A 25,017-nucleotide genomic window follows, 5' to 3' on the forward strand; every position below is an offset into this window, starting at 1 on the left:
CTGAGATGTTTATAAGAGACAGCCCGAAAGCCCACCCCGCACCCAAGCCCCGCGCAGCGGCCCCCATCCTTAACCCCCGCCCCGCGCAGCGCCCCCACACACAAAGAAGCGCCCCCTCCCCAACCCAAAAGGTCAGAAAGGGGACGCCCCCAAAGGCCCTGCTACAACCTCAGTTGTCGCCGTCCTCGTCGATCAGGAAGCCCCGCATCGGCGCCGGAGCCTGCTGCATCGGCTGCGGCGGCTGCGGACGGACCGCCGCCATCGGCTGGGTCATCCCGGCCGGCTGCATCTGCGGCGCCCCGGTGCTGCCACCGGCCGACGGACCGCCGAAGCTCGGCGCCGGCGGGTTGCCGCCGAAGGAGCTCTGCCCGCCGAAGGACGGCGTGCTGCCACCGAAGGACGGCTGGTTCCCACCGAAGGACGTCCCACCGGAGGTCATCGCACCGGCACCGGCCGGAGCCATCGACGAGGCCGCCGGCGGCAGCGACGCGGTGGCGGGGATCCGCGGCGGGGCGAGCGAGTCGTCGGCCTGCGACTCCAGCTGACGGAGCTGGGTCTCCAGGTACGACTTCAGGCGGGTGCGGTACTCGCGCTCGAACGCCCGCAGGTCCTCGACCTTGCGCTCCAGCGTGGCCCGCGCGGACTCCAGCGACCCCATCGCGACGCGGTGCTTCTCCTGCGCGTCCCGCTCCAGGGCGTCGGCCTTGGCACGGGCGTCGCGCTCCAGGCCCTCGGCCCGGCTGCGCGCCTCGCCGACGATCTTGTTGGCCTCGGAGCGGGCCTCGGAGATCGCCTGGTCGGCGGTCTGCTGAGCGAGCGCCAGGACGCGCGCGGCGCTGTCGCCACCGGGACCCTGCTGCTGCATCGGGCCGCCGAGCGGGCCGCCCATCTGCTGCTGCGGGCCGCCCATGGGGCCGCCCATCGGCTGCATCTGCTGCTGGCCCATGCCCTGACCCATGCCCTGACCCTGGCCCATGCCCTGGCCCATGCCCTGGCCCATGCCCTGACCCTGGCCCATGCCCTGACCCTGGCCCATGCCCTGACCCATCGGGTTGCCCATGGGCTGCGGGCCGCCGGGGCCGCCCATCGGCTGGAGCATCTGACCGCCCATCGGCTGGACCAGCTGCTGCTGGCCGCCCATGGTCTGGTTCATCTGCTGCTGGCCGGGGCCGGCCGGGAGCTGCGGGGCGCCCGAGGGCAGACCGAGGGGCTGGTTGCCCATCTGCTGCTGCGGACCACCCGGGCCCATCTGCTGCGGACCGCCGGGTCCCATCTGCTGCGGGCCGCCCGGGCCCATCTGCTGGGGACCGCCGGGGCCCATCTGCTGCGGGCCGCCCGGACCCTGCTGGCCGGGGACCGGCGGGCCGGATATGGCGGCCGGAACGGGCGCGCCGGGACGGGAGTCCTGCGGCGGTTCCTTCCGCATGTTGGCCTGGTTCTGCGCGGCGGCGCGAGTCGCGGCGGCCAGCTTGGCGCGCAGGTCCTCGTTCTCGCGGAGCAGGCGGGTCAGCTCCGCCTCGACCTCGTCGAGGAAGGCATCGACCTCGTCCTCGTCATAGCCTTCGCGCAGGCGGACGGTCGTGAACTGCTTGTTCCGAACGTCCTCGGGGGTCAATGGCATCTCTTCACCTCAACGTGATCGTCGGCACACCGGCATCCTGTCGCATCGGTCACCTACGACTAGGGCCGCACAAGCGAGATCAGGACATACACAATGATCATCAGTACGAAGAAGGACAGGTCGAGCGCCACGCCCCCGAGACGCAACGGCGGGATGAACCGCCGAAGAAGCTTGAGCGGCGGATCCGTGACAGTGTACGTGGCCTCCAGGACCAGGACCATGGCCTTGCCGGGCCGCCACGAACGCGCGAACTGGAAGACCCAGTCCATCACCAGCCGCACAAGCAGGAACACCAGGAAGACGGTCAGGGCGTAATAGGCCACCGCCCACACGATCTCCATCGCGTTTCCCTCTCCCCGGTCCCGGGCCCTGGGGCCCGCTGCCTGTCGCCTGTCGCTAACCCACTGTTGATCAGATCCACACGTAAAGTCGTGGCCGGGTCAGCTCTGGTTGAAGAACCCACCCTCGGCGATCCGAGCCTTGTCCTCCGCCGTGACATCGACGTTAGCAGGAGACAGCAGGAACACCTTCTGCGTCACGCGCTCGATACTGCCGTGCAGACCGAAGACGAGTCCAGCGGCGAAGTCTACGAGTCGCTTCGCATCGGTGTCGTCCATCTCGGTGAGATTCATGATCACGGGGGTGCCGCCGCGGAACTGTTCCCCGATGGTACGGGCCTCGTTGTAGGTCCGCGGGTGCAGCGTGGTGATGCGGTAGGGCTCTCGTTCGTTCACTACCTTGGGCATGATCACCGGGGCGCTCTTCTCCAGATTGTGGCGGCGTTCGGGTGTGATGGACGACACTGGCGCCATCCTCGGGGTCTCCTGCCGGATCGGGACCGCGGCCGGCACCGGCTGCGGGGTGATCGAGGAGACCGGGGCGGGCGCCGCGGCCGGCCGGGGAATGTCCTCCGTCCGCGCCCCCGTTCGAATCGGCTCGGGGTCCGCGTCGTAGTCGTCGTCGGGGTCGTACCCCTGGCCGTCGTACGTCTCGTCCTCCACGAGGCCGAGGTAGACCGCCATCTTGCGCATCGCGCCGGCCATGCTCCTGTCTCCTCCGCTCGGTGGTTCGGCGGCCAGGGCCAGTCGCCCTGCCTGCGGATTCCGCGACGGTCCGCCCGCGACAGCCCGTCAGATCGACGGATGGTCAGATTTCGTGAATAAGTGGCGGGGGCCGCGGAGCTGCGATCCACGGTTCACTAGCGCGCTGAAAAGCTGCTAGTTTCTGTCCTATTTTGTCCTGCAGTCTGATCTACTTACTCGGTGACGTTACCTGAGGGGTGACCTCACTCCGAGTACCGCCGTTCCGACGCGCACGTGTGTCGCTCCGGCGGCAATCGCCTGCTCAAGGTCGCCGCTCATCCCTGCGGAAACCATGGTGGCAGCAGGATGGGCCGCCCGTACGGCGGTTGCGATTTCCGCCAGCCGATCGAAGGCCCGGGCCGGGTCCCCCGCGAGCGGGCCGGCGAGCGGAGCGACCGTCATCACACCGTCCAGCCGCAGCCCGGGCGCGGCGGCGATGGCGTCGGCCAGTTCGGCGACGTCCGCCGGGGCGACCCCGGCCCGGTGCGCGCCTTCTTCCCCCGCGGCGGAGCCGCCGCTCGACACACCCTTCTCCAGCGCCACCTGCACCAGGCAGCCGAGCTCCGGCCGCTCCGACTTGAGCACCGCTGCGGAGAGCGACTCCACGAGCCGCAACCGGTCCACCGAGTGCACGTGGTTCGCGTACCGCACGACCGACCGGACCTTGTTCGTCTGCAGCTGTCCGACGAAGTGCCAGTCAAGAGGAAGGTTTCTGCACTGCTCCGCCTTGGGCGCGGCGTCCTGGTCGCGGTTCTCCGCGACGTCCGTCACACCCAGCCCGGCCAGCAGTGCGCTGTCCTCCGCGGGATAGGTCTTGGTGACGACGATCAGCGTGACCTCGCGACGGTCCCGCCCGGCCGCGGCACACGCGTCGGCGATCCGGCGCTCGACCACGTCGAGGTTGGTGCCGAGTTCCTCGTAGCGGGCCCGCTGGCCCTCCGTCAGTGCCGACGCGAAATCCGCGCCGCCCGGGAACGGTCCGTAGATGTCGTTCGTCATCAGTGATCAGAGCCCAACCAGACGTAGCTCGCGAGCCGCCCCGTGCGCTGCTCGCGGCGATAGGAGTAGTGATCGGCGGATTCGAGGGTGCAGACCGGTGATCGCACCACCTCGGTGACCCCCGCGGCGGCCAGCTGGGCCACCACTCCTTCCGGCACGTCCAGGGCCGGTGTCCCCCAGGACGTCTCGGCGAAGGCGGCGGGCACCACCGCGGCGACTTCGGCACGCAGTTCGGCGGGCACCTCGTAGCAGCGGCCGCACACCGCGGGACCGGTGGCGGCGACGATCCGGCCGGGCTCGGCACCCAGCTCCGTCATCGCCCGGACGACCGCGGGCACCACCCCGGCCGCGAGGCCGGGGCGTCCGGCATGGGCCGCGCCCACGACCCCCGCCACCGGGTCGGCCAGCAGCACCGGCGTGCAGTCGGCGGTCAGCACCGCGAGCGCGAGCGGCCGGTCCGTGACCACCGCGTCGACCGTCGGGGCCTCCCCGGCCGGCTGCCGCTCCGTCACCACCGCCACGTCGGCGCCGTGCACCTGGTTCATCCAGACCACGTCGGCCGGGTTCAGCCCCACCCCGCGGGCGGCGAGCGCCCGGTTCTCCCGGACGGCCTCCGGGTCGTCCCCGACCGCGCCGCCGAGGTTCAGCTCCCCGTACGGCGAAGTGCTCACCCCGCCCCACCTGTCGGTGAAGGCGAAGTGAGCACCATCGCGTACGGCGTGATCGATCACTTAAGGAAGTCCGGCACGTCGAGCTCCTCGGCCGGGCTCTCCACGAACGGCTGGCGGGCCGGCTGCACCTGCGGCGGCACCGGGGCGGCGGTCGCGGTGGCCGGGGTCTCGGTCGAGCGGGACGGCGCGGGCGAGTCGCCCTCGGAGCGGGACGTCACCGAGCCGATGCCCCCGTACGACGGCCGGGAGGCCGGGCGCTCCGGGGCGGCCGGCGGCGTGGCCGGGGCGGCGGGGGTGGACTTGACGACCGGGTCGCGGACGATCGCCGGCGGCTGCCCGCCGTCGAAGCCGGCCGCGATGACGGTGACCCGCACCTCGTCGCCGAGCGCGTCGTCGATGACCGCACCGAAGATGATGTTGGCCTCGGGGTGCGCGGCCTCGCTGACCAGCTGGGCCGACTCGTTGATCTCGAACAGGCCGAGGTCCGAGCCGCCGGAGATGGAGAGCAGCACGCCGCGGGCGCCGTCGATCGAGGCCTCCAGCAGCGGCGAGGAGATCGCCATCACGGCCGCCGCCTTGGCGCGGTCCTCGCCGCGGGCCGAGCCGATGCCCATGAGCGCCGAACCGGCCTCCGACATGACGGACTTGACGTCGGCGAAGTCGAGGTTGATCAGGCCCGGGGTGGTGATCAGGTCGGTGATGCCCTGGACGCCGGAGAGCAGGACCTGGTCGGCCGAGCGGAACGCGTCGAGCACGCTGACCTGGCGGTCCGAGATGGACAGCAGCCGGTCGTTGGGGATGACGATGAGGGTGTCGACCTCTTCGCGCAGGCTCGCGATGCCGTCCTCGGCCTGGTTCGCGCGCCGCCGGCCCTCGAAGGTGAAGGGGCGGGTGACCACGCCGATGGTGAGCGCGCCGAGCGAGCGGGCGATGTTGGCGACGACGGGCGCGCCGCCCGTGCCCGTGCCACCGCCCTCGCCCGCGGTCACGAAGACCATGTCGGCCCCCTTGAGGACCTCCTCGATCTCCTCGCGGTGGTCCTCGGCGGCCTTGCGGCCGACCTCGGGGTTGGCGCCGGCGCCGAGGCCCCGGGTGAGTTCACGGCCCACATCGAGCTTGACGTCGGCGTCGCTCATGAGGAGGGCCTGCGCATCGGTGTTGATCGCGATGAACTCGACGCCCTTGAGACCGACCTCGATCATCCGGTTGATGGCGTTGACACCACCGCCGCCGATACCGACGACCTTGATGACTGCGAGGTAGTTCTGCGGTGCTGCCACGTCGAAGGCCTCTCGCCTCGAATTTCCGGGTCGGCGAGGCCCGGTGAGAGCCGTACCGACGGATGTCGATGGGTAGGGAGCCTGGTTTCTGACGCAATGTCCGAAATGCCGACCGCCGACCCCAACCCTAAACTTGACCTTTAGGGTTAGTCCTGTGCCTCCGTCACATCACCAGGGGACACAGTCTGGTGACACAGGACACTAGGTGGCTCCGGGCACGCGTTTCAACGAACACGCCGAGCTTCCCTTTTTCTTTTGAGCCTATGTGATCATCGGCCGGCATATGAAACCGGGGTGACCACCAAGGGTCGGGCCGACACTCCGAAGCGTCAACCCCACCCCCAGGAACAGAACCTACCGGATCATCCGGACACCGCCGGCGCGTCCGGCGCACTCACGTCGTAGTTCGTGCCCTTCTGAGCCAGCAGGGCCACCAGGACCCGGGCCTTCCGGTCGTTCTGCTCCGGACTCCCCCAGCGCACCGTCGCACCCCCGTTGAGCTGCAGCTCGATGTCGTCGTACGAGTGCACGAGCAGCGCCCCGGCCCGCTGGGCGACGTCGGACGGCAGCCCGGCGGCCACGGCCACCGCTCCCTGCACCAACTGCGCACGGGAGATCACCCCGTCCGCGTCCTTCGCCTGCTGACTGGGCCGCAGTTCCACCACCGGTACCCCGGCGGGCGGGGCCGCCTCGGTGGCGAAGCTCACGCCGCCGGCGTCCACCTGGGTGAACTGACCGTCGTCGCCCTTGACGGCGGCCACCGCCTTGCGCTGGGTGACCTTCACCTGGAGCGTGTGCGGCCAGCCCCGCCAGACCTCCGCCCCGGCCACCCGCGGGATCGCCTCGACCCGCCGCTGGGCGGCGTCCAGGTCCACCCGGGCCAGCGGGCCGTCGCCGAGCCCGCCGATCGCGGCGCGGACCTGGTCCGCCGTCAGCTTGTCGTCGGTGGCGCCCTGCACGGCGACGTCCCGCACGTCCAGGAGCGAGGAGAAGAAGACCACCCAGGCCAGCACGCCGACCACCGCGGCACCGAGCACGCCCAGCACCACGAAGCCCCGCCGGGAGAGCCGGAGCCGGGGAGCGTGCTCCTCGGCCTCCAGCTCCTCCTCCAGGGGGTCGGCGAGCCGGCCGTCAACCACGGCGGCGGCCGCCGCGGGCGGCCTCGATGGCCTCGTAGACCATGCCGACCAGCAGTTCGTCGGCGTCCCGGCGGCCGAACTCGGCCGCGGCCCGGCTCATGTCCCACAGCTTCTGCGGGTCGGTCAGGACCGGCAGGACGTTCTGCAGCACCCAGTCCGGGGTCAGCTCGGCGTCGTCCACCAGCAGGCCGCCGCCCGCCTTGACCATCGGCTGGGCGTTCAGCCGCTGCTCGCCGTTGCCGATCGGCAGCGGGACGAACGCGGCGGGCAGCCCGACGGCCGCGAGCTCGGCCACCGTCATGGCCCCGGCCCGGCAGAGCATCAGGTCGGCCGCGGCGTAGGCGAGGTCCATCCGGTCGACGTACGGCACCGGGCGGTACGGCGGCATCCCGGGGATGTCGTTGACCTGCGGCAGCTCGTTCTTCGGCCCCACGGCGTGCAGGATCTGCACCCCGTACTGCTGGAGGCGCGGGGCGATCGCGGTGACCGTCTCGTTGAGCCGGCGCGCGCCCTGGGAGCCGCCGGAGACGAGCAGGGTGGGCAGCCGCTGGTCGAGGCCGAAGTACTGCCGGGCCTCCGGGCGGGCCGTGTTCCGGTCCAGGGTCGCGATCGTGCGGCGCAGCGGGATGCCGATGTACCGGGAGTCGCGCAGCTTGCTGTCCGGGGTGGAGACGGCGACGAAGTCGGTGTAGCGGGCGCCGATCTTGTTGGCCAGGCCCGGGCGGGCGTTGGCCTCGTGCACCACGATCGGCACGCCGGCGCGCTTGGCGGCCAGGTAGGCCGGCATGGCGACGTAGCCGCCGAAGCCGACCACGGCGTCGGCGTTGACCCGCTCGATGATCTCCTGGGCGGCGCGGACGGTGCCGCGCAGCCGGCCCGGGACGGTGATCAGCTCGGGGGTGGGCTTGCGGGGCAGCGGGACGGCCGGGATGAGCTCCAGCTGGTAGCCGCGCTCGGGCACCAGCCGGGTCTCCAGCCCCTTCTCGGTGCCCAGGGCGGTGATCCCGATGGACGGGTCGTGCCTGCGGAGGGCGTCCGCGAGGGCCATGGCCGGCTCGATGTGACCGGCGGTCCCCCCGCCGGCGAGTACGACATGCACCGAAATTCACCGCTCCCTGCGTGCCGGCCCGGGGGCCGGGCGCGCTGTGGTTCGTCGTCGTGGCAGCACCCGGGCCAGTCGTCTCCTGATCCGGGAGTTCTTGCTCCGGGCGGCCAGGGCCGCCTTCGCGCCGGAGGTGCTGCGTGCCAGGCAGAGCAGCACTCCGATCGCGCACATGGCCGACAGCATGGCGGAACCGCCGTAGGAGAACAGCGGGAGCGGGACGCCCGCGATCGGCAGCAGTCCCAGTGCCGACCCCAGGTTGATCACGGCCTGGGCCATGATCCACGTGGTGGCGGCTCCCGCGGCGTACCTGACGAAGGGGTCCTTCGTACCGATGGCCACACGGATACCCGCGTAGCCTAGTGCCGCGAAGAGACCGATCACCGACAGCGTCCCCACCAGACCGAGTTCCTCGCCGGTCGCGGCGAAGATGAAGTCGGTGTGCGCCTCGGGCAGCTGGCCCCACTTCTCGACGCCGGCGCCGAGGCCGGTGCCGAAGCCGCCGCCGAGGGCGAACGAGTAGACGCCGTGCAGGGCCTGGAAGCAGGCACCGTCCGGGTCGAGCTTGGTGATCCCGATGCAGCCGAGGCGTTCCGCCCGGTGCGGGACGGTGACCACCAGGGCGGTGCAGACGACGACGGCCACGCCGAGGGTGGCCACGAACAGCCGCAGCGGTGCGCCGACCATCCAGAGCAGCGCGAACAGCATGGCCACCAGGATCATCGAGGTGCCCATGTCACCGCCGAGCATGATCAGCGCGAGCAGCAGCAGGGCGCCCGGCACGAGCGGCACGAGCAGGTGCTTCCAGGAGGTGAGGGTGCCGGCCTTCTGCTTGCGGGCGAGCAGGTCGGCGCCCCACAGGACGAGCGCGAACTTGGCGAACTCGGAGGGCTGGAACTGGAAGAAGCCGAAGTCCAGCCAGTTCTGGTTGCCGTTGATCCGCACCCCGATGCCGGGCACGGCGACCAGCGCGAGCGCGCCGATCACGCCGAACATCACCGGGTAGACGACCACCCGCAGCACCGCCACCGGGACGGCCGCGATGCCGACCAGCAGGACGAGGCCGAGGATGGCCGCGATCAGCTGCTTGAGGAAGTAGTACTGCGCGGTGTGGTGCTGGTTCAGGGCCAGGATCTGCGAGGCCGAGAAGACCATCATGAGGCCGAGCACGACCAGCAGCAGCGTGGTGCCGACGATCAGCAGGTAGGGCGTCAGCGGCCGGTCCAGCCAGTACCGCACCCGGGCGCGGAAGGCGCTCAGGCGGCCCAGTGGACCGGCCGACTTGTACTTCGTGGTGGTGGCGGAGATCACGCGCCACGGATCGGCCGCGGCCTGCTCCCGCACGCCCGAATCCGCCCTGCCCTGCCCCGCCAACTCCCCGCTCGCTCTCTTCGTACGGACGCCCTCGCGGGGCCCGGCTACCCGCCCGCCAGCTCCCGGACGGAGGCGGCGAAGAGGTCGCCGCGCTCGCCGTAGTTGGTGAACATGTCCATCGACGCGCAGGCCGGGGCCAGGAGCACCGTGTCACCCGGCTGGGCGAGCGACGCGGCCGTCCGGACCACCTCGGTCATCGCCACCGCGCCAGTCTGGCCCTCGGCCGCCTCGATCACCGGGACATCCGGCGCGTGTCGGGCGAGCGCCTCCCGGATCAGCGCGCGGTCCTCGCCGATGAGCACGGCGGCCCGCAGCCGCTCGGCCGCGCCCTGGACGAGGTCGTCGAAGGTCGCGCCCTTGGCGAGGCCGCCGGCGATCCAGACGATCGGCCGGTAGGCGGCCAGCGAGGCCGCGGCGGCGTGGGTGTTGGTGGCCTTGGAGTCGTCGATGTACGTGACCCCGTCGACCACGGCGACCTCGGCGATCCGGTGGGCGTCCGGACGGAAGGCCCGCAGGCCCTCCCGGACGGCCTTCGGCTCGACCCCGTAGGCCCGCGCCAGCGCCGCCGCCGCGAGGGCGTTGGCGATGTTGTGCGGGGCCGGCGGGTTGACGTCCTCGACGGAGCCCAGCTCGGCGGCGCTCTTGGCCCGGTCGGGCACGAACGCGCGGTCGACCAGCAGTCCGTCCACGACGCCGAAGTTCGACGGGCCGGGGGCGCCGAGGCCGAAGCCGATCGCCCGGCAGCCCTCCTCGACGTCGGCCTCGCGGACCAGCGCCTCGGTGGCCGGGTCGGCCAGGTTGTACACGCAGGCGACGACGTTGCCCTCGTAGATCCGGCCCTTGTCGGCGGCGTACGCCTCCATCGAGCCGTGCCAGTCGAGGTGGTCGGGCGCCAGGTTGAGCACGGCCGCCGAGTGCGGGCGCAGCGAGGGCGCCCAGTGCAGCTGGTAGCTGGAGAGCTCGACCGCGAGGACGTCGTACGGCTCGTCGGCGAGCACCGCGTCCAGCACCGAGACGCCGACGTTGCCGACGGCGGCGGTGCGCTTGCCGGCCGCGGTGAGGATCGAGGCGAGCATCTGGACGGTGGTGGTCTTGCCGTTGGTGCCGGTGACGGCCAGCCAGGGGGCGGGTTCGCCGGTGGCGGGCAGCGGCCTGCGCAGCCGCCAGGCGAGCTCGACGTCGCCCCAGACCTCGACGCCGGCCAGGTCGGCGGCGGCGAACAGCGGGCTGTTCGGCGGCCAGCCGGGCGAGGTGACGACCAGCCGGGTGTCCTCGGGCAGGCTCGCGCCGTCGCCGAGGCGCACGGTGATGCCCTGGGCCTCCAGTTCGGCGGCGCGGGCCTTCAGGCCCTCGCCGCTGCCGCCGTCGACCACGGTGACGTGGGCGCCGAGGCCGTGCAGGACGCGCGCGGCGCTGATGCCCGAGACGCCGAGCCCGGCGACGACGACGGGCAGGGCCTTCCACTGCGTCCCGGTGAATCGGGGTTCGGTCATCCGGTCACCCATCCCGCGTAGAAGAGGCCGAGGCCGACGGCGACGCAGAGGCCCTGGATGATCCAGAAGCGGACCACGATCAGGACTTCGGTCCAGCCCTTGAGTTCGAAGTGGTGCTGCAGCGGTGCCATCTTGAAGACGCGCTTGCCGGTCATCCGGAAGGAGCCGACCTGGATGATCACCGACAGGGTGATGATCACGTAGAGGCCGCCGAGCAGCGCGAGCAGGAGCTCGGTGCGCGAGCAGATGGCCAGGCCCGCGAGGGCGCCGCCGAGGGCGAGCGAGCCGGTGTCGCCCATGAAGATCTTGGCGGGCGAGGTGTTCCACCAGAGGAAGCCGAAGCAGGAGCCCATCAGGGCGGAGGCGACGACGGCGAGGTCCAGCGGGTCGCGGACGTCGTAGCAGTTGGCGGTCGCGGTGATCGCGTAGGCGCAGCTCTGGGTGTACTCCCAGATGCCGATGAAGGTGTAGGCGCCGAAGACCATGACCGACGCGCCGGTGGCGAGGCCGTCCAGGCCGTCCGTCAGGTTCACGCCGTTGGACATCGCCGCGATCATGAAGTACGCGAAGATGACGAACAGGACCGGGCCGACCGCCCACTTGAAGTCCCGGACGAAGGACAGGCTCTGGGACGCCGGGGTGAGCCCGCGGTCGTCCTGGAACTGCATCGCCAGGACCGCGAAGCCGAGGCCGACGATCGACTGGCCGGCCAGCTTGGCCTTGGCCCGCAGACCGAGCGAGCGGCGCTTGACGACCTTGATGTAGTCGTCCAGGAAGCCGACCAGGCCGAGGCCCGCGGTCAGGAAGAGCACCAGCAGCCCGGAGACGGTCGGGCTCTCGCCCGTTATCGCCTTGGTCGCGAAGTAGGCGATGAGCGTCGCCAGGATGAAGGCGATGCCGCCCATGGTGGGCGTGCCCTTCTTGCTGTGGTGCGCCTTCGGGCCGTCGTCGCGGATGTACTGGCCGTAGCCGTGCTTGGCGAGCAGCTTGATCAGCGCCGGGGTGCCGAGCAGCGACAGGACCAGGCCGATCATGCCGGAGAAGAGGATCTGCTTCATCACTCGGCCGCACCGTCCGCGAGGAGGGCCTCGGCCACCTTCTCCAGCCCCACCGAACGGGACGCCTTCACCAGGACCACATCCCCCGGCCGAAGCTGACTGCGCAGCAGTTCGACCGCCGCGTCCGCGTCGGACACCAGCACCGACTCCTCACCCCACGAACCTTCGTTCCTCGCGCCCAGTTCCATGCAGGCCGCCTCGCGTCCGCCGACCGCCACCAGCTTGGTGACGTCCAGCCGCACCGCGAGCCGCCCGATGGCGTCGTGCTCGGCCAGGCTGTCCTCGCCGAGCTCCCGCATCTCGCCGAGCACCGCCCAGGTGCGGCGGCGCTCCGGGCCGCGGCCCCCCATCGAGACCAGCGCCCGCAGCGCGGCCCGCATCGAGTCGGGGTTCGCGTTGTAGGCGTCGTTGACGACGGTGACACCATCGGCCCGGTCGACGACCTCCATGCGCCAGCGGGACAGCGCACCCGCCTCGCCCAGGGCTGCCGCGGCGTCGTCGACGGACATCCCGAGCTCCACCGCCACCGCGGCGGCGGCGAGGGCGTTCGAGACGTGGTGCTCACCGTACAGGCGCAGCTGTACGGGCGCGGAACCGGCCGGGGTGGTGAGCGTGAACGATGGCCGTCCGGTGGCGTCCAGGCGAACGTCGGTCGCCCGGACGTGGGCGTCCGGGGACTCGCCGAACAGGACGACCCTGGCCTTGGTCCTGGCCGCCATCGCGCGGACCAGCCGGTCGTCGGCGTTGAGGATCGCGGCGCCGTCCGCGGGCAGCGCCTCGACCAGCTCGCCCTTGGCCTCGGCGATCTTCTCCTGCGAGCCGAACTCGCCGACGTGCGCGGTGCCGACGTTCAGCACCAGGCCGATCCGGGGCGGGGTGATGGAGGTGAGGTACTCGATGTCGCCCTTGTGCCGGGCGCCCATCTCCATGACCAGGTGCCGGGTGCCGGGCTCGACCCGCAGCGCGGTCATCGGGTGCCCGATCTCGTTGTTGAGCGAGCCGGGCGGGTAGACGGTGTCGCCGAGGCGCTGGAGCAGCTGGGCGATCAGGTCCTTGGTGCTGGTCTTGCCGGCCGAGCCGGTCAGTGCGACCACGGTGGTGGCCTCGGCGCGGGCCACGACGGCGCGGGCCAGCTTGCCGAGGGCGTCCACGACGCTGTCGACCAGGACGGCGGGCACGCCGACCGGCCGGGAGGCCAGCACCGCGACGGCGCCGGCCCCGACCGCGGTGGCCGCGTAGTCGTGGCCGTCCACGTGCTCGCCGACGAAGGCCGCGAACAGCCCGCCGGGCAGCACCTTCCGGGAGTCGACCTCGACCGGGCCGGTCACCGGGGTGGCGGGGTCGGCGCCGTCCAGGGTGCCTCCGACGGCTGCGGCCACCTCGGCGAGGGTCAGTGCGATCACTGCTGCTCTACTCCTCGGTCGCCCCGGGCGGCCGTGGTCTGCGTGATGGATTCCCGCAGCACCTCCCGGTCGTCGAAGGGGCGGATCTCGTCTCGTACGTACTGGCCAAGTTCGTGGCCCTTGCCGGCCACCAGCACGGTGTCGCCGGCGTGCGCGCGGGCCACCGCGAGGCGGATTGCCTCGGCCCGGTCGGGGACGACCAGGACGTCGCCGCGTTCGGCCTCGGGGACCGCGGCGGCGCCGCCGAGCATGCTGGCGAGGATCGCCAGCGGGTCCTCGCTGCGCGGGTTGTCGCTGGTCAGCAGGGCGGTGTCGGCGAGCCGGGCGGCGATGTCGCCCATCGGGCCGCGCTTGTGCGGGTCGCGGTCGCCGCCGCAGCCGACGACGACGTGCAGCCGACCCTTGGTGACCTCGCGCAGCGAGGCGAGGACGGCGCGCAGGGCGTCCGGCTTGTGCGCGTAGTCGACGACGGCGACGAACGGCTGTCCGGCGTCCACCCGCTCCAGCCGGCCCGGCACGCCGGGTACGGCGGCGACGCCCGCGACGGCCCGGTCCAGCGGCAGTCCGGCGGAGACCAGGACGGTGATCGCGGCGAGCGCGTTGGCCACGTTGAACGGGCCGGGCAGCGGCACGGAGGCGTCGGCCTCGGCGCCGTCGGGGCCGAGCACCCGGAAGGTGGAGCCGACCGGGCCGAGCTGGACGTCGACCGCGCGCCAGTCGGCGCCGGGGTCGCCGGCGGCGGAGAAGGTGGCCACCGGGATCTTCGCCTCGGCGGCCAGCCGGCGGCCGTACTCGTCGTCGACGTTGACCACTCCGCGACGGGACTTGCCGGGCTGGAAGAGCCGGGCCTTCGCCTGGAAGTAGTCCTCCATGTCCGGGTGGAAGTCGAGGTGCTCCGGCGTGAGGTTGTTGAACAGGGCGACGTCGTACGTCACCCCGTCGGTGCGGCCGAAGACGAGGGCGTGGCTGGAGACCTCCATGGTCACCGCGTCGGCGCCGCGCTCGGCCATCACGCCGAGGATCGCGTGCAGGTCGGTGGCCTCGGGGGTGGTCCGCTCGCTCTTGATCCGCTCGGTGCCGACCCGCATCTCGACGGTGCCGATCACCCCGGGGCTGCGGCCGGCGCCGCGCAGGCCGCCCTCGACCAGGTAGGAGGTGGTGGTCTTGCCGTTGGTGCCGGTCAGGCCGAGCATCAGCAGCCGCTCGGACGGGTGCCCGTAGACGATCGCGGCCAGCTCGCCCATCCGGGCCCGCGGCCGGTCGACGACCAGCAGCGGCAGGCCGGTGGGGGCGGCCAGCTCGGCGCCCGCCGGGTCGGTGAGCACGGCCACCGCGCCGGCGTCCGCGGCCTTGGCCGCGAAGGCCGCGCCGTGGTGGTTGGCGCCGGGGAAGGCCACGTACACGTCGCCCGGGCGCACCGCGCGGGAGTCGTGGGTGACGCCGGTGACGGCACCGCCTTCGACGGGCGGCAGGCCCAGCCGGCCGGCCAGCTCGGCGAGCGGCAGGGCGGCGGCCTCGGCCGGGCGGGGCGGACTCACGGTGGTTTGATCGGGTTTCGGCACGGCGGGAAGGCTATCCGCCGAAGGGTGCCCAGGGCCAAACCGGCCCTGCGCCGCGCCGCCGGCCGGCCCGGCCAGCTCGTTGCTCATGCTCGTTCACGGCTTCCAGTCGACGGGCAGGTTGGGTGCCTCGCTGTTGCTCGGCGGGACCTGGAGGGTCTTGAGGGTGAACTCCATCACCTGCTTGAACACCGGGCCGCACAGCTGGCCGCCGAAGTGGCCGTTGACCGGGCCCTGGAGGGTACAGGAGACGGTCACCCGGGGGGCCTCCGCCGGGGCGAAGCCGATGAAGGAGGCGGTGTAGCCGTCGTAGCCGACGCCGTTGGCCGCGCCGCGGTTGGCGGTGCCGGTCTTGCCGGCGACGCGGTAGCCGGGGATGGCGGCCTTGCCGCCGGTGCCCTGCTCGTCGTCGACGACGGACTCCAGCATCTGGGTGAGGGTCTTGGCGGTCTGGTCGCTGACCACCCGGGTCTGCTCGCCCGGCGCGGTCGGGGTGTACTTGCCGTCCGGGCTGGTGATGCCCTGGACGATGCTGGGCGCCACCCGGACGCCGCCGTTGGCGATGGTCGAGTACACCGACGTGGCCTGCAGCGCGTTCATCTGCAGCGGGCCCTGGCCGAAGGAGATGTTGTACTTCTCCGAGGCGACCAGGTCCTCCGGCTTCTTGAGCTTGCCGGCCGTCTCGCCGGGGAAGTTCAGGCCGGTCGGCTGGGCCACGCCGAACTTGCGCATGTAGCCGTCCAGCACCTGGTTGGCCTTCAGCTGGTCGCCGTCGCCGAGGGTCTCGATCGCCTCGATGGTGCCGATGTTGGAGGACTTGGCGAGCACCCCGGCCAGGGTCAGGTACCAGTCGCCGTGCGGGACGTCGTCCTTGAACTGCTGTCCGGCCCGGACCAGGTTGCCGGGCACGGTGACCTTGGTGTCCCAGCTGGCCTTGCCGGAGTCCAGGACGGCGGCCAGGCTCATCAGCTTCGCGGTGCTGCCCGGCTCGTAGGCGTCGACCAGGGCGGGATTGCCCATCTGGGACTGCTTGGCGAGGCTCAGGTCGTTCGGGTTGAAGCCGGGCGCGGTGGCCATCGCGAGGACCTGGCCGGTCTTCACGTCCTGGACGACGACGTAGCCCTTCTCCGCGCCGGAGTTGGCCACCTGGTCGGTGATCGCCCGCTGGGCGGCCCACTGGATGTCCCGGTTGATGGTCAGCTTGACGTCGTTGCCGGGCACGGCGGCCTCCAGCGAGCCCCCGGCGGTGGGCACCAGCCGGCCGGCCGCCTGGGCGTAGCTGTTGTGGCCGTCCTTGCCGGCCAGCAGCTTCTGGTACTGCAGCTCCAGGCCGCCCGCGCCCTGCCCCTCGCCGTTGACGAAGCCGACCAGGTTGGCCGCCAGGCCGTCGGAGGGGTAGACCCGCTTCTGGGTCTCCTGGTTGAACACGCCGGCCAGCGGGTTGGCGCACTCGTTGTCGACCCGGGTGCGCCCGCCCTGCTCGGCGGGCTTGCCGAGCTGCCGCTTCTGGGCCTGGCAGGCACGCGAACCGGCCTGCTTCTCCAGGTTCGCCTTGAGCTCGCTGATCTGGCTCTTGGCGCCCGGGGTCTGCCGGGCGGCGAGCCGCTTGTAGCGGCTCTTGGGGGTGTGCAGGTCGGCGGCGATCTTCTCCTTGGGCACGCCGATGATCGGCGACAGCAGCGCCGCCGCCTGCTCGGGGGCGTCCGGGACGCCGGTGGCCTCCGGGGTGAACATCGCCGGGTCGGCGGTGATGTCGTACGCGTCGACGGTGGCCGCCAGGGCCACGCCGTCGGAGGACGTTATCGAGCCGCGCTCGGCGGTGATCGGGACGTTGAGGTAGCGGTTGGTGTTGGCGTCGGCGGCCAGCGCGTCGGCGTCCAGCAGCTGCAGCTGGACGAGCCGGCCCGCGAAGACGGAGAACACCAGCGACAGCACGACGGTGATCACCCGCAGCCGGCGCTTGGGCTCGGCCAGCTTGAGCGCCTTGGGGCGCTGCGGCGGACGGGACTTGGGGCGCGGCCGGGCCGCCGCCTGGGACCTGGCCGGCGGCCGGCCCTCGGGGCGGCGCTGCTGCGGGGCCCTCGGCGTCCGGGCGGCGGCGGCCTTCGCGGGCTGGCCCTTGGCGGGCTGCTTCGGCCGGGCCGGCTGCACCTTCGCGGGCTGCGGCTTGGCGGGCTGCGGCTTGGCGGGCTGGGCCTTCTTCGCCGCCTGCCCGCGCGGGGCCGCGCCCTTGGGCGCCGCCGGACGGCGCGGGTTGCCGGAGCCCCCGGCGGACGGCTGTCGCGGAGTGCTCATGCGCCCGCCTCGCTGCTCTCGGCAGGGGCATCCGCCCACCCGCACGTGTCGATGACGAGCTCGCTGCGCTCGCTCATGCGCCCGCCTCGCCGCTCTCGGTTCCGGTGTCCCGCGTGCTCCACCCGCTCATCGGGCCGCACCCCCCGTCGGCGAGGGCGCCGGGGCGCCCGGGTTGATCTGGACGACGGAGTCGCCCGCGGTCGCCGTCGGCGCCGGGGCGCTCGGCTGGGAGCTCGGCGCCGGCTGCTGCCTGGTCGGCCACGGCTCGGCCGTCGACCGCTTCACCGGCGGGCTGTCCTGCGCCGGGCCGGGCTTGCCGAGCACCTTGCCGCCGTTGCCCAGGTCCAGGAAGGCCATCCCGCCGGCCGGGATCATGCCGAGCTCGGCGGCCCGCCGGGCCAGCGCGTCCGGCGCGGAGTTCTGGTCGATCTGGTGCTGGAGGCTCTGCTGCTCGTCGGTCGCCGTGGTGGTCTGCCGCTGCAGCCGGGACAGCTCGAAGGAGCCCTCGTTGAGCGCCGTGTTCAGCGCCAGCAGCCCGAGCAGCCCCGCCGCCAGCAGGACCACCACCAGGACGGCGAAGGGCGTGCGTCCCCGCACGGGGCGCCGCCCCGGCCGGACCGTGATCCGCGCCCTGCCCTGCCCCGGGAGTGCTCCGCTCCCCGCCCGGACCCCACCGGCCACCGGCCCCACTGCTCTCCTCCGCCCTTCGGACCGCCCCGGGACCCGCTCAGCCCCGCTTCTTCCGGTCCCTGATCCTCTCCGCCACCCGCAGCCGCACGGGCGCGGCGCGCCGGTTCTCCTCGATCTCCTCCTCGGTGGCCAGCTCGGCACCGCGGGTGATCAGCTTCAGCCAGGGCTGGTGCTCCTCGGGGACGAACGGCAGTCCCGGCGGCGCCGTGCTGGTCGCTCCGGCCGCGAAGTACTGCTTCACCAGGCGGTCCTCCAGCGACTGGTAGGACATCACGACGATCCGTCCACCGATCGCGAGGGCGTCCAGCGCTCCCGGGATGGCCCGGTCCAGCACCTCCAGTTCGCCGTTCACCTCGATCCGCAGGGCCTGGAAGGTCCGCTTCGCGGGGTTCCCGCCGGTGCGCCGGGTGGCCGCCGGAATGGCGTTGCGCACCAACTCGACCAGACGCGCGCTGTTGCTGAACGGTTCCTTCTCGCGCTCCCGGAGGATCACCGAGGCGATCTTCCCGGCGAACCGCTCCTCGCCGTAGAACTTCAGGATCCGGGCCAGCTCGCCGTGGCTGTAGGTGTTGAGCACCTCGGCCGCGCTGATCCCCCGGGTCTGGTCCATCCGCATGTCCAGCGGGGCGTCCTGGGCGTACGCGAAGCCGCGGTCCGCCTCGTCCAGCTGCATCGAGGAGACGCCCAGGTCGAACAGGACGCCGTCGATCCGGTCGATGCCCAGGCGCTCCAGCACCTCGGGGATCTCGTCGTAGACGGCGTGCACCAGGGTGGCCCGGTCGCCGAACGGGGCGAGGCGCTCGCCGGAGAGCTTGAGCGCGGCCGGGTCGCGGTCCACCGCGACCAGCCGGACCTCGGGGAACTGGGTGAGCAGCGCCTCGCTGTGCCCGCCGAGGCCGAGGGTGGCGTCCACCACCACGGCGCCGGGCCGGGAGATCGCCGGGGCCAGCGCGTCCATGCACCGCTGCAGCATGACGGGGACGTGCTTGGGTCCCGGCTCGTTGGTGGTCATGCGCGGCGGCGCCCTTCCTCGGTGCGGAGCAGCCCGACGTCCGGGAGCTGCGACCATTCTCGCCCACCGCCGGGAGCGGGCACGACACGGCCCGTGGTCCCCGCCCGCTCGAGGGGAAGGACATGACCGCCGGGCGCCGGGGAAGGTGCGCCAGGAGGACACGGAGCGGGTGGAGGCCACGGGCCGGGTCGGGCCGGAGCACCGGCCGGGAAGGCCCGGTTGACGGGCCCCGCGGGGTGTGCTCCACTGCGCCGCAACTCTATCGCGCGGGCCCCGCCAGTCAATGGCCCGCTCCGGCGCACCACCCGGGCGGCGGTACGGATCACCGCAGGTCGCGGCCGTCCCGGCGGTCGGGCCGGGGCGAGCGGGGCGGCCGCGGCGCCCGGTCGCGCGCCCCGGGTCGCGCGCTTCGGGACCAGGCCGGACAAACCCGTCCGTTGTGGCTATGCGCTCGGTCACAGCGCCGCGTTCTGTAGCTCTCCACCCCACCGCGGCCCCCCGAATCGCACTAACGTCGCCCCTATGACAGTGACCCCCGACCGGCCCACGCCGACCGCCGCTGCCGACCCCGAGACCCCGGCCATCATCGACCGCTTCGTGGCCTCCAACCGCGAGTACGCGGTCACCTTCCACGACGGCGGCATGGACGCCCGCCCGGTGCAGAAGATCGCCGTCGTCGCCTGCATGGACGCCCGCCTCGACCTGTTCGCGGCGCTCGGCCTCGAACTGGGCGACGCCCACGTCATCCGCAACGCGGGCGGCGTCGTCACCGACGACACCATCCGCTCCCTCACGATCAGCCAGCGCGCCCTCGGCACCCGCTCGATCGCGCTGATCCACCACACCGGCTGCGGCCTGCTGGGGCTCACCGAGGACTTCCGCCGCGAGCTGGAACTGGAGGTCGGCCAGCGCCCGCAGTGGGCGGTCGAGGCCTTCGTCGACCTGGACGGCGACGTCCGCCAGTCCATGCAGCGCGTCCGCACCTCTCCGTTCCTGTTGCACACCGACGACGTCCGCGGCTTCGTGTTCGACGTCCACACGGGTCTCCTGCGCGAGATCCACTGACGGCCCGACGCCCCGCCCCCGGTCACCCGCCCCGAGCCGAAGGAAGCGCCGACGCCGAAAGGGAGGAGCGAGGAAGCGACGACCGTCGGCGTCGGACCCGAGCGCCCGGAGGCGAGCGGGCGAGTCACGGCGACAGGGTGACTTCCGCGCCCCCGGCAGGGGAGAATGCGCCTGCCGGTTGACCTCGAACCACCTGGGGCGGCCGGGCCGCAGGCCGCTGTCCCGGCGCCGGATCCCGCACGGAACCGCCCCTGGTACGGCCGCGTCAAGCATGGGGTGGGGGCCGGCCTCGGGGTGAGGCGGGCACGGTGTGCCAGGGAGCGTAACGGGTGACGAGCTACAGCGATCAGGCCGGTGTCGGCGGTTCTTCGGGGGGCGCCCAGGAGGCGGACGGTTACCACCGGGTCGGCCTGCCCGAGCTCGCCGCCGTCGTGGACCGGGTCCGCGCCAACATCGAGAGCGTGATCGAGGGCAAGCCGGAGGCCGTCCGGATCGCCCTGACCGTCCTGCTCGCCGAGGGCCACCTGCTGCTGGAGGACGTCCCCGGCGTCGGCAAGACCATGCTGGCCAAGGCGCTCGCCCGCTCGGTCGACTGCACCGTGCGGCGCATCCAGTTCACGCCCGACCTGCTGCCCTCGGACGTCACCGGCACCAACATCTACGACCAGCACCAGCGCGACTTCGAGTTCCGCCCGGGCGCGATCTTCGCCCAGATCGTGGTCGGCGACGAGATCAACCGCGCCTCGCCCAAGACCCAGTCCGCGCTGCTGGAGTCGATGGAGGAGCGCCAGGTCACCATCGACGGGACCAGCTACGAGCTGCCGTCGCCGTTCATGGTCGTCGCCACCCAGAACCCGGTCGAGATGGAGGGCACCTATCCCCTCCCCGAGGCCCAGCGGGACCGTTTCATGGCCCGCATCTCGATCGGCTACCCCAGCCCCGAGGCCGAGTTCGCGATGCTCGACGTGCACGCCGGCGCCAGCCCGCTGGCCGACCTCCAGCCGGTCGCGCACGCCGCCGACATCCTCAAGCTCATCGACCTGGTGCGCACCGTGCACATCGCCGACCCGGTCCGCCGCTACGCCGTCGACCTGGTCGGCGCCACCCGCACCAGCCACGAGCTGCGCCTGGGCGCCTCGCCGCGCGCCACCCTGCACCTGGTCCGGGCCGCCCGCGCGGCCGCCGCGCTGGACGGGCGCGACTACGTCACCCCGGACGACATCCAGCGCCTCGCCGTCCCGGTCCTCGCGCACCGCCTGATGCCGACCGCCGAGACCCAGCTCAGCCGCCGCACCTCCGAGCAGATCGTGGCCGACCTCGTCGCCCGGCTGCCGCTGCCGCGTCCGCAGGGCGGCCCGGCCGGCCGGAGGGTCTGAGGTGTCGCCGTCCGACGCACCGTCGGGCCTGCGGGCCGGCCTGCGCGGCCTCACCACCCGGGGCCGCTCCTTCCTCGCCGCCGGGCTCACCGCCATGGTCTGCGCCTACCTGCTCGACCAGGACGCGCTGCTGCGGGTCGGTGTGCTGCTCGCCGCGCTCCCGCTGGCCGCCGCCCTGGTGCTGGCCAACACCCGCTACCGGGTGGCCAGCGGGCGCCGGCTCAGCCCGCACCGGGCGATCGCCGGCCAGGAGGCCCGGGTCCACCTGCGGGTCGACAACATCTCCCGGGTGCCCACCGGGCTGCTGCTCCTGGAGGACAAGGTCCCGTACGTGCTCGGGCCGCGCCCGCGCTTCGTGCTGGACCGGGTCGAGCCGCGCGGCAACCGGGAGGTCTCCTACCGGGTCCGTTCCGACCTGCGCGGCCGCTACGAGCTCGGCCCGCTCCAGCTGCGGCTGTCCGACCCGTTCGGGATGTGCGAGGTGAACCGTTCGTTCACCGCGTCCGACGTGCTCACCGTCGTCCCCCAGGTCCAGGCGCTGGCGCACGTGCGGCTGAGCGGCGAGTGGCTCGGGCAGGGCGAGAGCCACGCCCGCACCCTCGCGCTGGCCGGCGACGACGACGTGATCCTGCGCGAGTACCGGCCCGGCGACGACCTGCGCCGCGTGCACTGGAAGTCCACCGCCCGCTACGGCGAACTGATGGTCCGCCGCGAGGAGCAGCCGCAGCGCGCCCGCGCCACCGTGCTGCTGGACACCCGCGAGATCGCCCACCGGGGCAGCGGCCCTGCCTCCTCCTTCGAGTGGGCGGTCAGCTGCGCCGCGTCCGTCTCCGTCCACCTGCTGGAGCGCGGCTACCAGACCAGGCTGCTCACCGACACCGGCCAGTGGGTCCCCGGCCCCGGCACCGGCGGCACCAACGCGGCGGCCGAGTCCTCCGGGCTGATCCTGGACGCGCTCGCGGTCGCCGACCTGTCCGACGGCGGCGGGCTCTCCCGCGCCGAGGAGCCGCTGCGCGCCGGCGGCGAGGGCCTGCTGGTCGCCGTCCTCGGCGAGCTGGACGAGTCCCAGGCCGCACGGCTGGCCCGGCTGCGCGGGCGCACCGGCGGCGCCATCGCCTTCCTCCTCGACACCGGCACGTGGACCGGCCTACGGATGCTCGCCCCCGAGACCGGCGGCGACGAGTTCCGCGCCCGGGCGCGCCAGCTGCGCGAGGCCGGCTGGACGGTCCTGCCGGTGCGCGCCGGGGACTCGCTCCCCGACCTGTGGCGGGCCGCCGAGGGCGCGAAGACCACCGCCCCCTACCGAGAAGAGGCCGGCGCGTGACCACCCGGGCCAAACTGACCGTCTACTCGGCGCTGGCCACCGCCCTCGCCTCGCTCTGCCTGACCCCGCTGCTCACCACCAAGAGCTGGATCACCCACGCCTTCCTGGTGATCGCGGTGCTCGCCGCCGTCGGCGCGGGCCTGCGCCGCACCCCGCTGTTCCGCTGGACGGTGCCGCTCGGACAGCTGGTCGCGCTGGTCCTCCTGCTGCTGATCGGCTTCGCCGAATCCGGCTCCGTGTGGGGCGGCCTGATTCCGGGGCCGAATTCGCTGAGCTCCCTGGACCGGGTGTTCGGCTCCGGCCTGGACGACATCCAGCAGTACGCCATCCCCGCGCCGCCCAACGCGGGCCTGCGGCTGATCCTGGTCGGCTCGGTCGGCCTGATCGCGCTGATCGTCGACACCGTCGCGGTGACGTACCGGCGCTCGGCGCTGGCCGGGCTGCCGCTGCTCGCGCTGTACTCGGTCGGCAACGGCCTGGCCGGCGACCACGGCAGCTGGATCTGGTTCGGCCTCGCCGCGGCCGGCTACCTGCTGCTCCTCTTCGCCGAGGGCCAGGACCGCGTCTCCCGCTGGGGCCGGATCTTCCGCGGCACCTCGCGCGGCACCGAGAGCTCCGGCGCCGTCGGCCTCGGCGGCCAGCAGGTCGGCATCCTGGCCCTGGCCGTCGCCATGCTGCTGCCCGTCTTCCTGCCGCACTGGGACTCCGGCCTGCTGCACTCCGGCTCCGGCGGCAGCGGCGGCGGGGGTTCGGCCGGCGCGGTCACCAGCCTCGACCCGCTGGTCAGCCTGCAGGCCGAGATCACCCGGCCCACCAACACCGAACTGCTGCGCTACACCCTGGACAGCGACATCGCCGACCAGACCTACCTGCGCACCGGCTCGCTGGACGTGTTCGACGGCACCAACTGGAAGCTCGGCTCCACCACCGTCGCCGACCTGGGCGCGGCCCTTCCCCCGCCGGAGGGTCTCCAGGACCCCAACCTCCCGCAGATGAAGGGCGACTTCCAGGTCAGCAACGCGCTGGAGAAGAGCTGGCTGCCGATGCCGTACCCGGCGCTCTCGGTCCAGCTGCCCAACCGCGGCGAGTGGAAGCTCGACCAGCTGACCCGCACCGTGATGCCCACCAACGACAAGTCGATCAAGGGCCTGCACTACCAGGTCACCTCGCTGGACGTCCGGCCCACCGCCAACGACCTGCGCGACGCGCCGAGCGCGCCCCAGGACATCCGGGAGCACTACACGGCGCTGCCGACGAACCTGCCCACGGAGGTCTCGCAGCTGGCCCGGCAGGTCACCGCCAAGCAGACGACCAACTACGACAAGGCCGTCGCCCTCGCCGCCTGGTTCACCGGGCCGGAGTTCCGCTACGACACCAGCGTCAGCAGCGGCACCGGCACGGACGCCATCGTCACCTTCCTGCGCGACAAGCGCGGCTTCTGCGTCCACTTCGCCTCCACCATGGCGGCGATGGCCCGCACCCTGAAGATCCCCGCCCGGGTCGCCGTCGGCTTCACCCCCGGCGACGCCCAGAGCGCCAACACCTACTCGGTGACCGGCCGGATGTACCACGCCTGGCCCGAGCTGTACTTCGGCGGCTACGGCTGGATGCGCTTCGAGCCCACCCCCAGCCGCGGCGTGCAGCCCCGCTACAACGAGCAGGCCGCCACCGCGACCACCGCCCCGAGCCAGCAGCCGACCGCCGCCGCCACCAGCGACGCGCCCGCGCCGGCGCCGTCCAACAGCAAGGACTGCGACGCCAAGCTGCGTCAGATGGGCGAGTGCGGCAAGAAGAACACCGCCGTCGGCGACACCGGCCAGGACTCCTGGCTGCTCTCCGCGCAGGTGCTCGGCACCCTCGCGGTGGTGGTCGCGCTGATCGCGCTGCTGCTCGTCCCGATGTTCTGGCGCGCCGCGGTGCGCCGGCGCCGGATCGGCGGCGGGCGCCGCCGCCCCGGCGGGGACGGCCCGGCCGAGCTCACCGACGAGCAGGTCCTGGCGGCCTGGGACGAGCTGGTCGACTCCGCCTGGGACCTCGGCATCCCGCCGGACGAGTCGCGCACCCCGCGCGCCGCCGCCCGGCGGATCTCCGAGCGGGCCGAACTGGGCGAGGACGCGGCGGCCGCCGCCGGGCGCCTGGCGCTGGCCACCGAGCGGGTGCTCTACGCCCGCTCCGCCCACGTCACCGCGCCGCTCGCGGCCGACGTCCGCACCGCCCGGGAGGGCCTGCTGGCCACCGCGGGCCGGCGCGAGCGGACGCGGGCGGTGCTGCTGCCGCCGTCGTCGGCGCAGCTGTGGTGGCGGATCTCCGACGCCGTCCTGGCCGCCCGGGTGACGGTCGGCGGCAGGGTCGGCCGGGTGTCCGACGCCGTCACCCGACCGGTGCGGCGGGTGTTCACCCGCAAGGGGCGGGACCAGGAGTCCTGAGGGACGCGGGGAACGCGAAGAGCCGCCGGGGGCGGGCAGTCGATCGAC

Annotated in this window: 20 protein-coding genes; 4 read left to right on the forward strand and 16 right to left on the reverse strand. The window is 72.9% G+C overall.

What is annotated here, in order from left to right; genetic code table 11:
• Positions 1–169: 169 nt before the first annotated feature.
• The 16 genes from ACFV4G_RS37180 to rsmH all read right to left on the reverse strand — a co-directional run bounded on the left by ACFV4G_RS37180 (position 170) and on the right by rsmH (position 18,778).
• Positions 170–1,621, reverse strand: coding sequence for a DivIVA domain-containing protein (locus tag ACFV4G_RS37180; protein ID WP_380446863.1), 1,452 nt, complete (start codon positions 1,619–1,621; stop codon positions 170–172).
• Positions 1,622–1,680: 59 nt separating this feature from the next.
• The gene (locus ACFV4G_RS37185) at positions 1,681–1,962 is read right to left on the reverse strand and encodes a YggT family protein (RefSeq protein WP_329928339.1); all 282 of its coding nucleotides are present in this window, start codon (positions 1,960–1,962) and stop codon (positions 1,681–1,683) included.
• 99 nt (positions 1,963–2,061) lie between these two features.
• On the reverse strand, positions 2,062–2,664 hold the full coding sequence (locus ACFV4G_RS37190; protein ID WP_153460377.1) for a cell division protein SepF: 603 nt from the start codon (positions 2,662–2,664) through the stop codon (positions 2,062–2,064).
• 225 nt (positions 2,665–2,889) lie between these two features.
• Positions 2,890–3,702 (reverse strand): YggS family pyridoxal phosphate-dependent enzyme, encoded by an 813-nt coding sequence (locus ACFV4G_RS37195; RefSeq protein ID WP_380446866.1) that lies wholly within the window; start codon positions 3,700–3,702, stop codon positions 2,890–2,892.
• Positions 3,702–4,433, reverse strand: coding sequence for a peptidoglycan editing factor PgeF (gene pgeF, locus ACFV4G_RS37200; protein WP_380446868.1), 732 nt, complete (start codon positions 4,431–4,433; stop codon positions 3,702–3,704). Before pgeF ends, ACFV4G_RS37195 begins: the two co-directional genes overlap by 1 nt.
• Complete coding sequence (gene ftsZ, locus ACFV4G_RS37205) at positions 4,430–5,653, reverse strand: cell division protein FtsZ (RefSeq protein WP_380446870.1); 1,224 nt, start codon at positions 5,651–5,653, stop codon at positions 4,430–4,432. The genes pgeF and ftsZ overlap by 4 nt, the downstream gene beginning before the upstream one ends.
• Positions 5,654–6,015: 362 nt before the next feature.
• On the reverse strand, positions 6,016–6,792 hold the full coding sequence (locus ACFV4G_RS37210; protein WP_380446872.1) for a cell division protein FtsQ/DivIB: 777 nt from the start codon (positions 6,790–6,792) through the stop codon (positions 6,016–6,018).
• Positions 6,785–7,891, reverse strand: coding sequence for an undecaprenyldiphospho-muramoylpentapeptide beta-N-acetylglucosaminyltransferase (gene murG, locus ACFV4G_RS37215; RefSeq protein ID WP_359974828.1), 1,107 nt, complete (start codon positions 7,889–7,891; stop codon positions 6,785–6,787). Before murG ends, ACFV4G_RS37210 begins: the two co-directional genes overlap by 8 nt.
• Positions 7,892–7,897: 6 nt before the next feature.
• Complete coding sequence (gene ftsW / locus ACFV4G_RS37220; protein ID WP_380446874.1) at positions 7,898–9,238, reverse strand: putative lipid II flippase FtsW; 1,341 nt, start codon at positions 9,236–9,238, stop codon at positions 7,898–7,900.
• A 74-nt stretch (positions 9,239–9,312) separates the two neighbouring features.
• The gene (murD, locus tag ACFV4G_RS37225; RefSeq protein ID WP_380446876.1) at positions 9,313–10,761 is read right to left on the reverse strand and encodes a UDP-N-acetylmuramoyl-L-alanine--D-glutamate ligase; all 1,449 of its coding nucleotides are present in this window, start codon (positions 10,759–10,761) and stop codon (positions 9,313–9,315) included.
• A complete protein-coding gene (mraY, locus tag ACFV4G_RS37230) occupies positions 10,758–11,819 on the reverse strand; it encodes a phospho-N-acetylmuramoyl-pentapeptide-transferase (RefSeq protein WP_329928346.1) in 1,062 nt (353 codons plus the stop codon). Before mraY ends, murD begins: the two co-directional genes overlap by 4 nt.
• On the reverse strand, positions 11,819–13,222 hold the full coding sequence (gene murF / locus ACFV4G_RS37235; RefSeq protein ID WP_380446879.1) for a UDP-N-acetylmuramoyl-tripeptide--D-alanyl-D-alanine ligase: 1,404 nt from the start codon (positions 13,220–13,222) through the stop codon (positions 11,819–11,821). The genes mraY and murF overlap by 1 nt, the downstream gene beginning before the upstream one ends.
• On the reverse strand, positions 13,219–14,784 hold the full coding sequence (locus ACFV4G_RS37240) for a UDP-N-acetylmuramoyl-L-alanyl-D-glutamate--2,6-diaminopimelate ligase (protein ID WP_380446881.1): 1,566 nt from the start codon (positions 14,782–14,784) through the stop codon (positions 13,219–13,221). Before ACFV4G_RS37240 ends, murF begins: the two co-directional genes overlap by 4 nt.
• Positions 14,785–14,877: 93 nt before the next feature.
• On the reverse strand, positions 14,878–17,076 hold the full coding sequence (locus ACFV4G_RS37245; RefSeq protein ID WP_380446884.1) for a penicillin-binding transpeptidase domain-containing protein: 2,199 nt from the start codon (positions 17,074–17,076) through the stop codon (positions 14,878–14,880).
• A 126-nt stretch (positions 17,077–17,202) separates the two neighbouring features.
• Positions 17,203–17,673, reverse strand: a complete 471-nt coding sequence (locus ACFV4G_RS37250) for a cell division protein FtsL (protein WP_380446886.1) — start codon at positions 17,671–17,673, stop codon at positions 17,203–17,205.
• Positions 17,674–17,803: 130 nt separating this feature from the next.
• The gene (gene rsmH, locus ACFV4G_RS37255) at positions 17,804–18,778 is read right to left on the reverse strand and encodes a 16S rRNA (cytosine(1402)-N(4))-methyltransferase RsmH (RefSeq protein ID WP_380446888.1); all 975 of its coding nucleotides are present in this window, start codon (positions 18,776–18,778) and stop codon (positions 17,804–17,806) included.
• A gap of 522 nt (positions 18,779–19,300) precedes the next feature.
• Between rsmH and ACFV4G_RS37260 the strand changes: the two genes are divergently transcribed.
• The 4 genes from ACFV4G_RS37260 (at position 19,301) to ACFV4G_RS37275 (ending at position 24,969) form a co-directional block, all read left to right on the forward strand.
• The gene (locus tag ACFV4G_RS37260; protein ID WP_380446890.1) at positions 19,301–19,843 is read left to right on the forward strand and encodes a beta-class carbonic anhydrase; all 543 of its coding nucleotides are present in this window, start codon (positions 19,301–19,303) and stop codon (positions 19,841–19,843) included.
• A gap of 329 nt (positions 19,844–20,172) precedes the next feature.
• Positions 20,173–21,219, forward strand: coding sequence for an AAA family ATPase (locus tag ACFV4G_RS37265; protein WP_380446893.1), 1,047 nt, complete (start codon positions 20,173–20,175; stop codon positions 21,217–21,219).
• 1 nt (position 21,220) lies between these two features.
• Positions 21,221–22,543 (forward strand): DUF58 domain-containing protein, encoded by a 1,323-nt coding sequence (locus tag ACFV4G_RS37270; RefSeq protein ID WP_380446895.1) that lies wholly within the window; start codon positions 21,221–21,223, stop codon positions 22,541–22,543.
• Positions 22,540–24,969 (forward strand): transglutaminaseTgpA domain-containing protein, encoded by a 2,430-nt coding sequence (locus ACFV4G_RS37275; RefSeq protein WP_380446898.1) that lies wholly within the window; start codon positions 22,540–22,542, stop codon positions 24,967–24,969. Before ACFV4G_RS37270 ends, ACFV4G_RS37275 begins: the two co-directional genes overlap by 4 nt.
• The last annotated feature ends 48 nt before the right edge of the window (positions 24,970–25,017 follow it).

It is taken from the genome of Kitasatospora sp. NPDC059747, assembly GCF_042732955.1.
Classification (GTDB): Bacteria; Actinomycetota; Actinomycetes; order Streptomycetales; family Streptomycetaceae; genus Kitasatospora.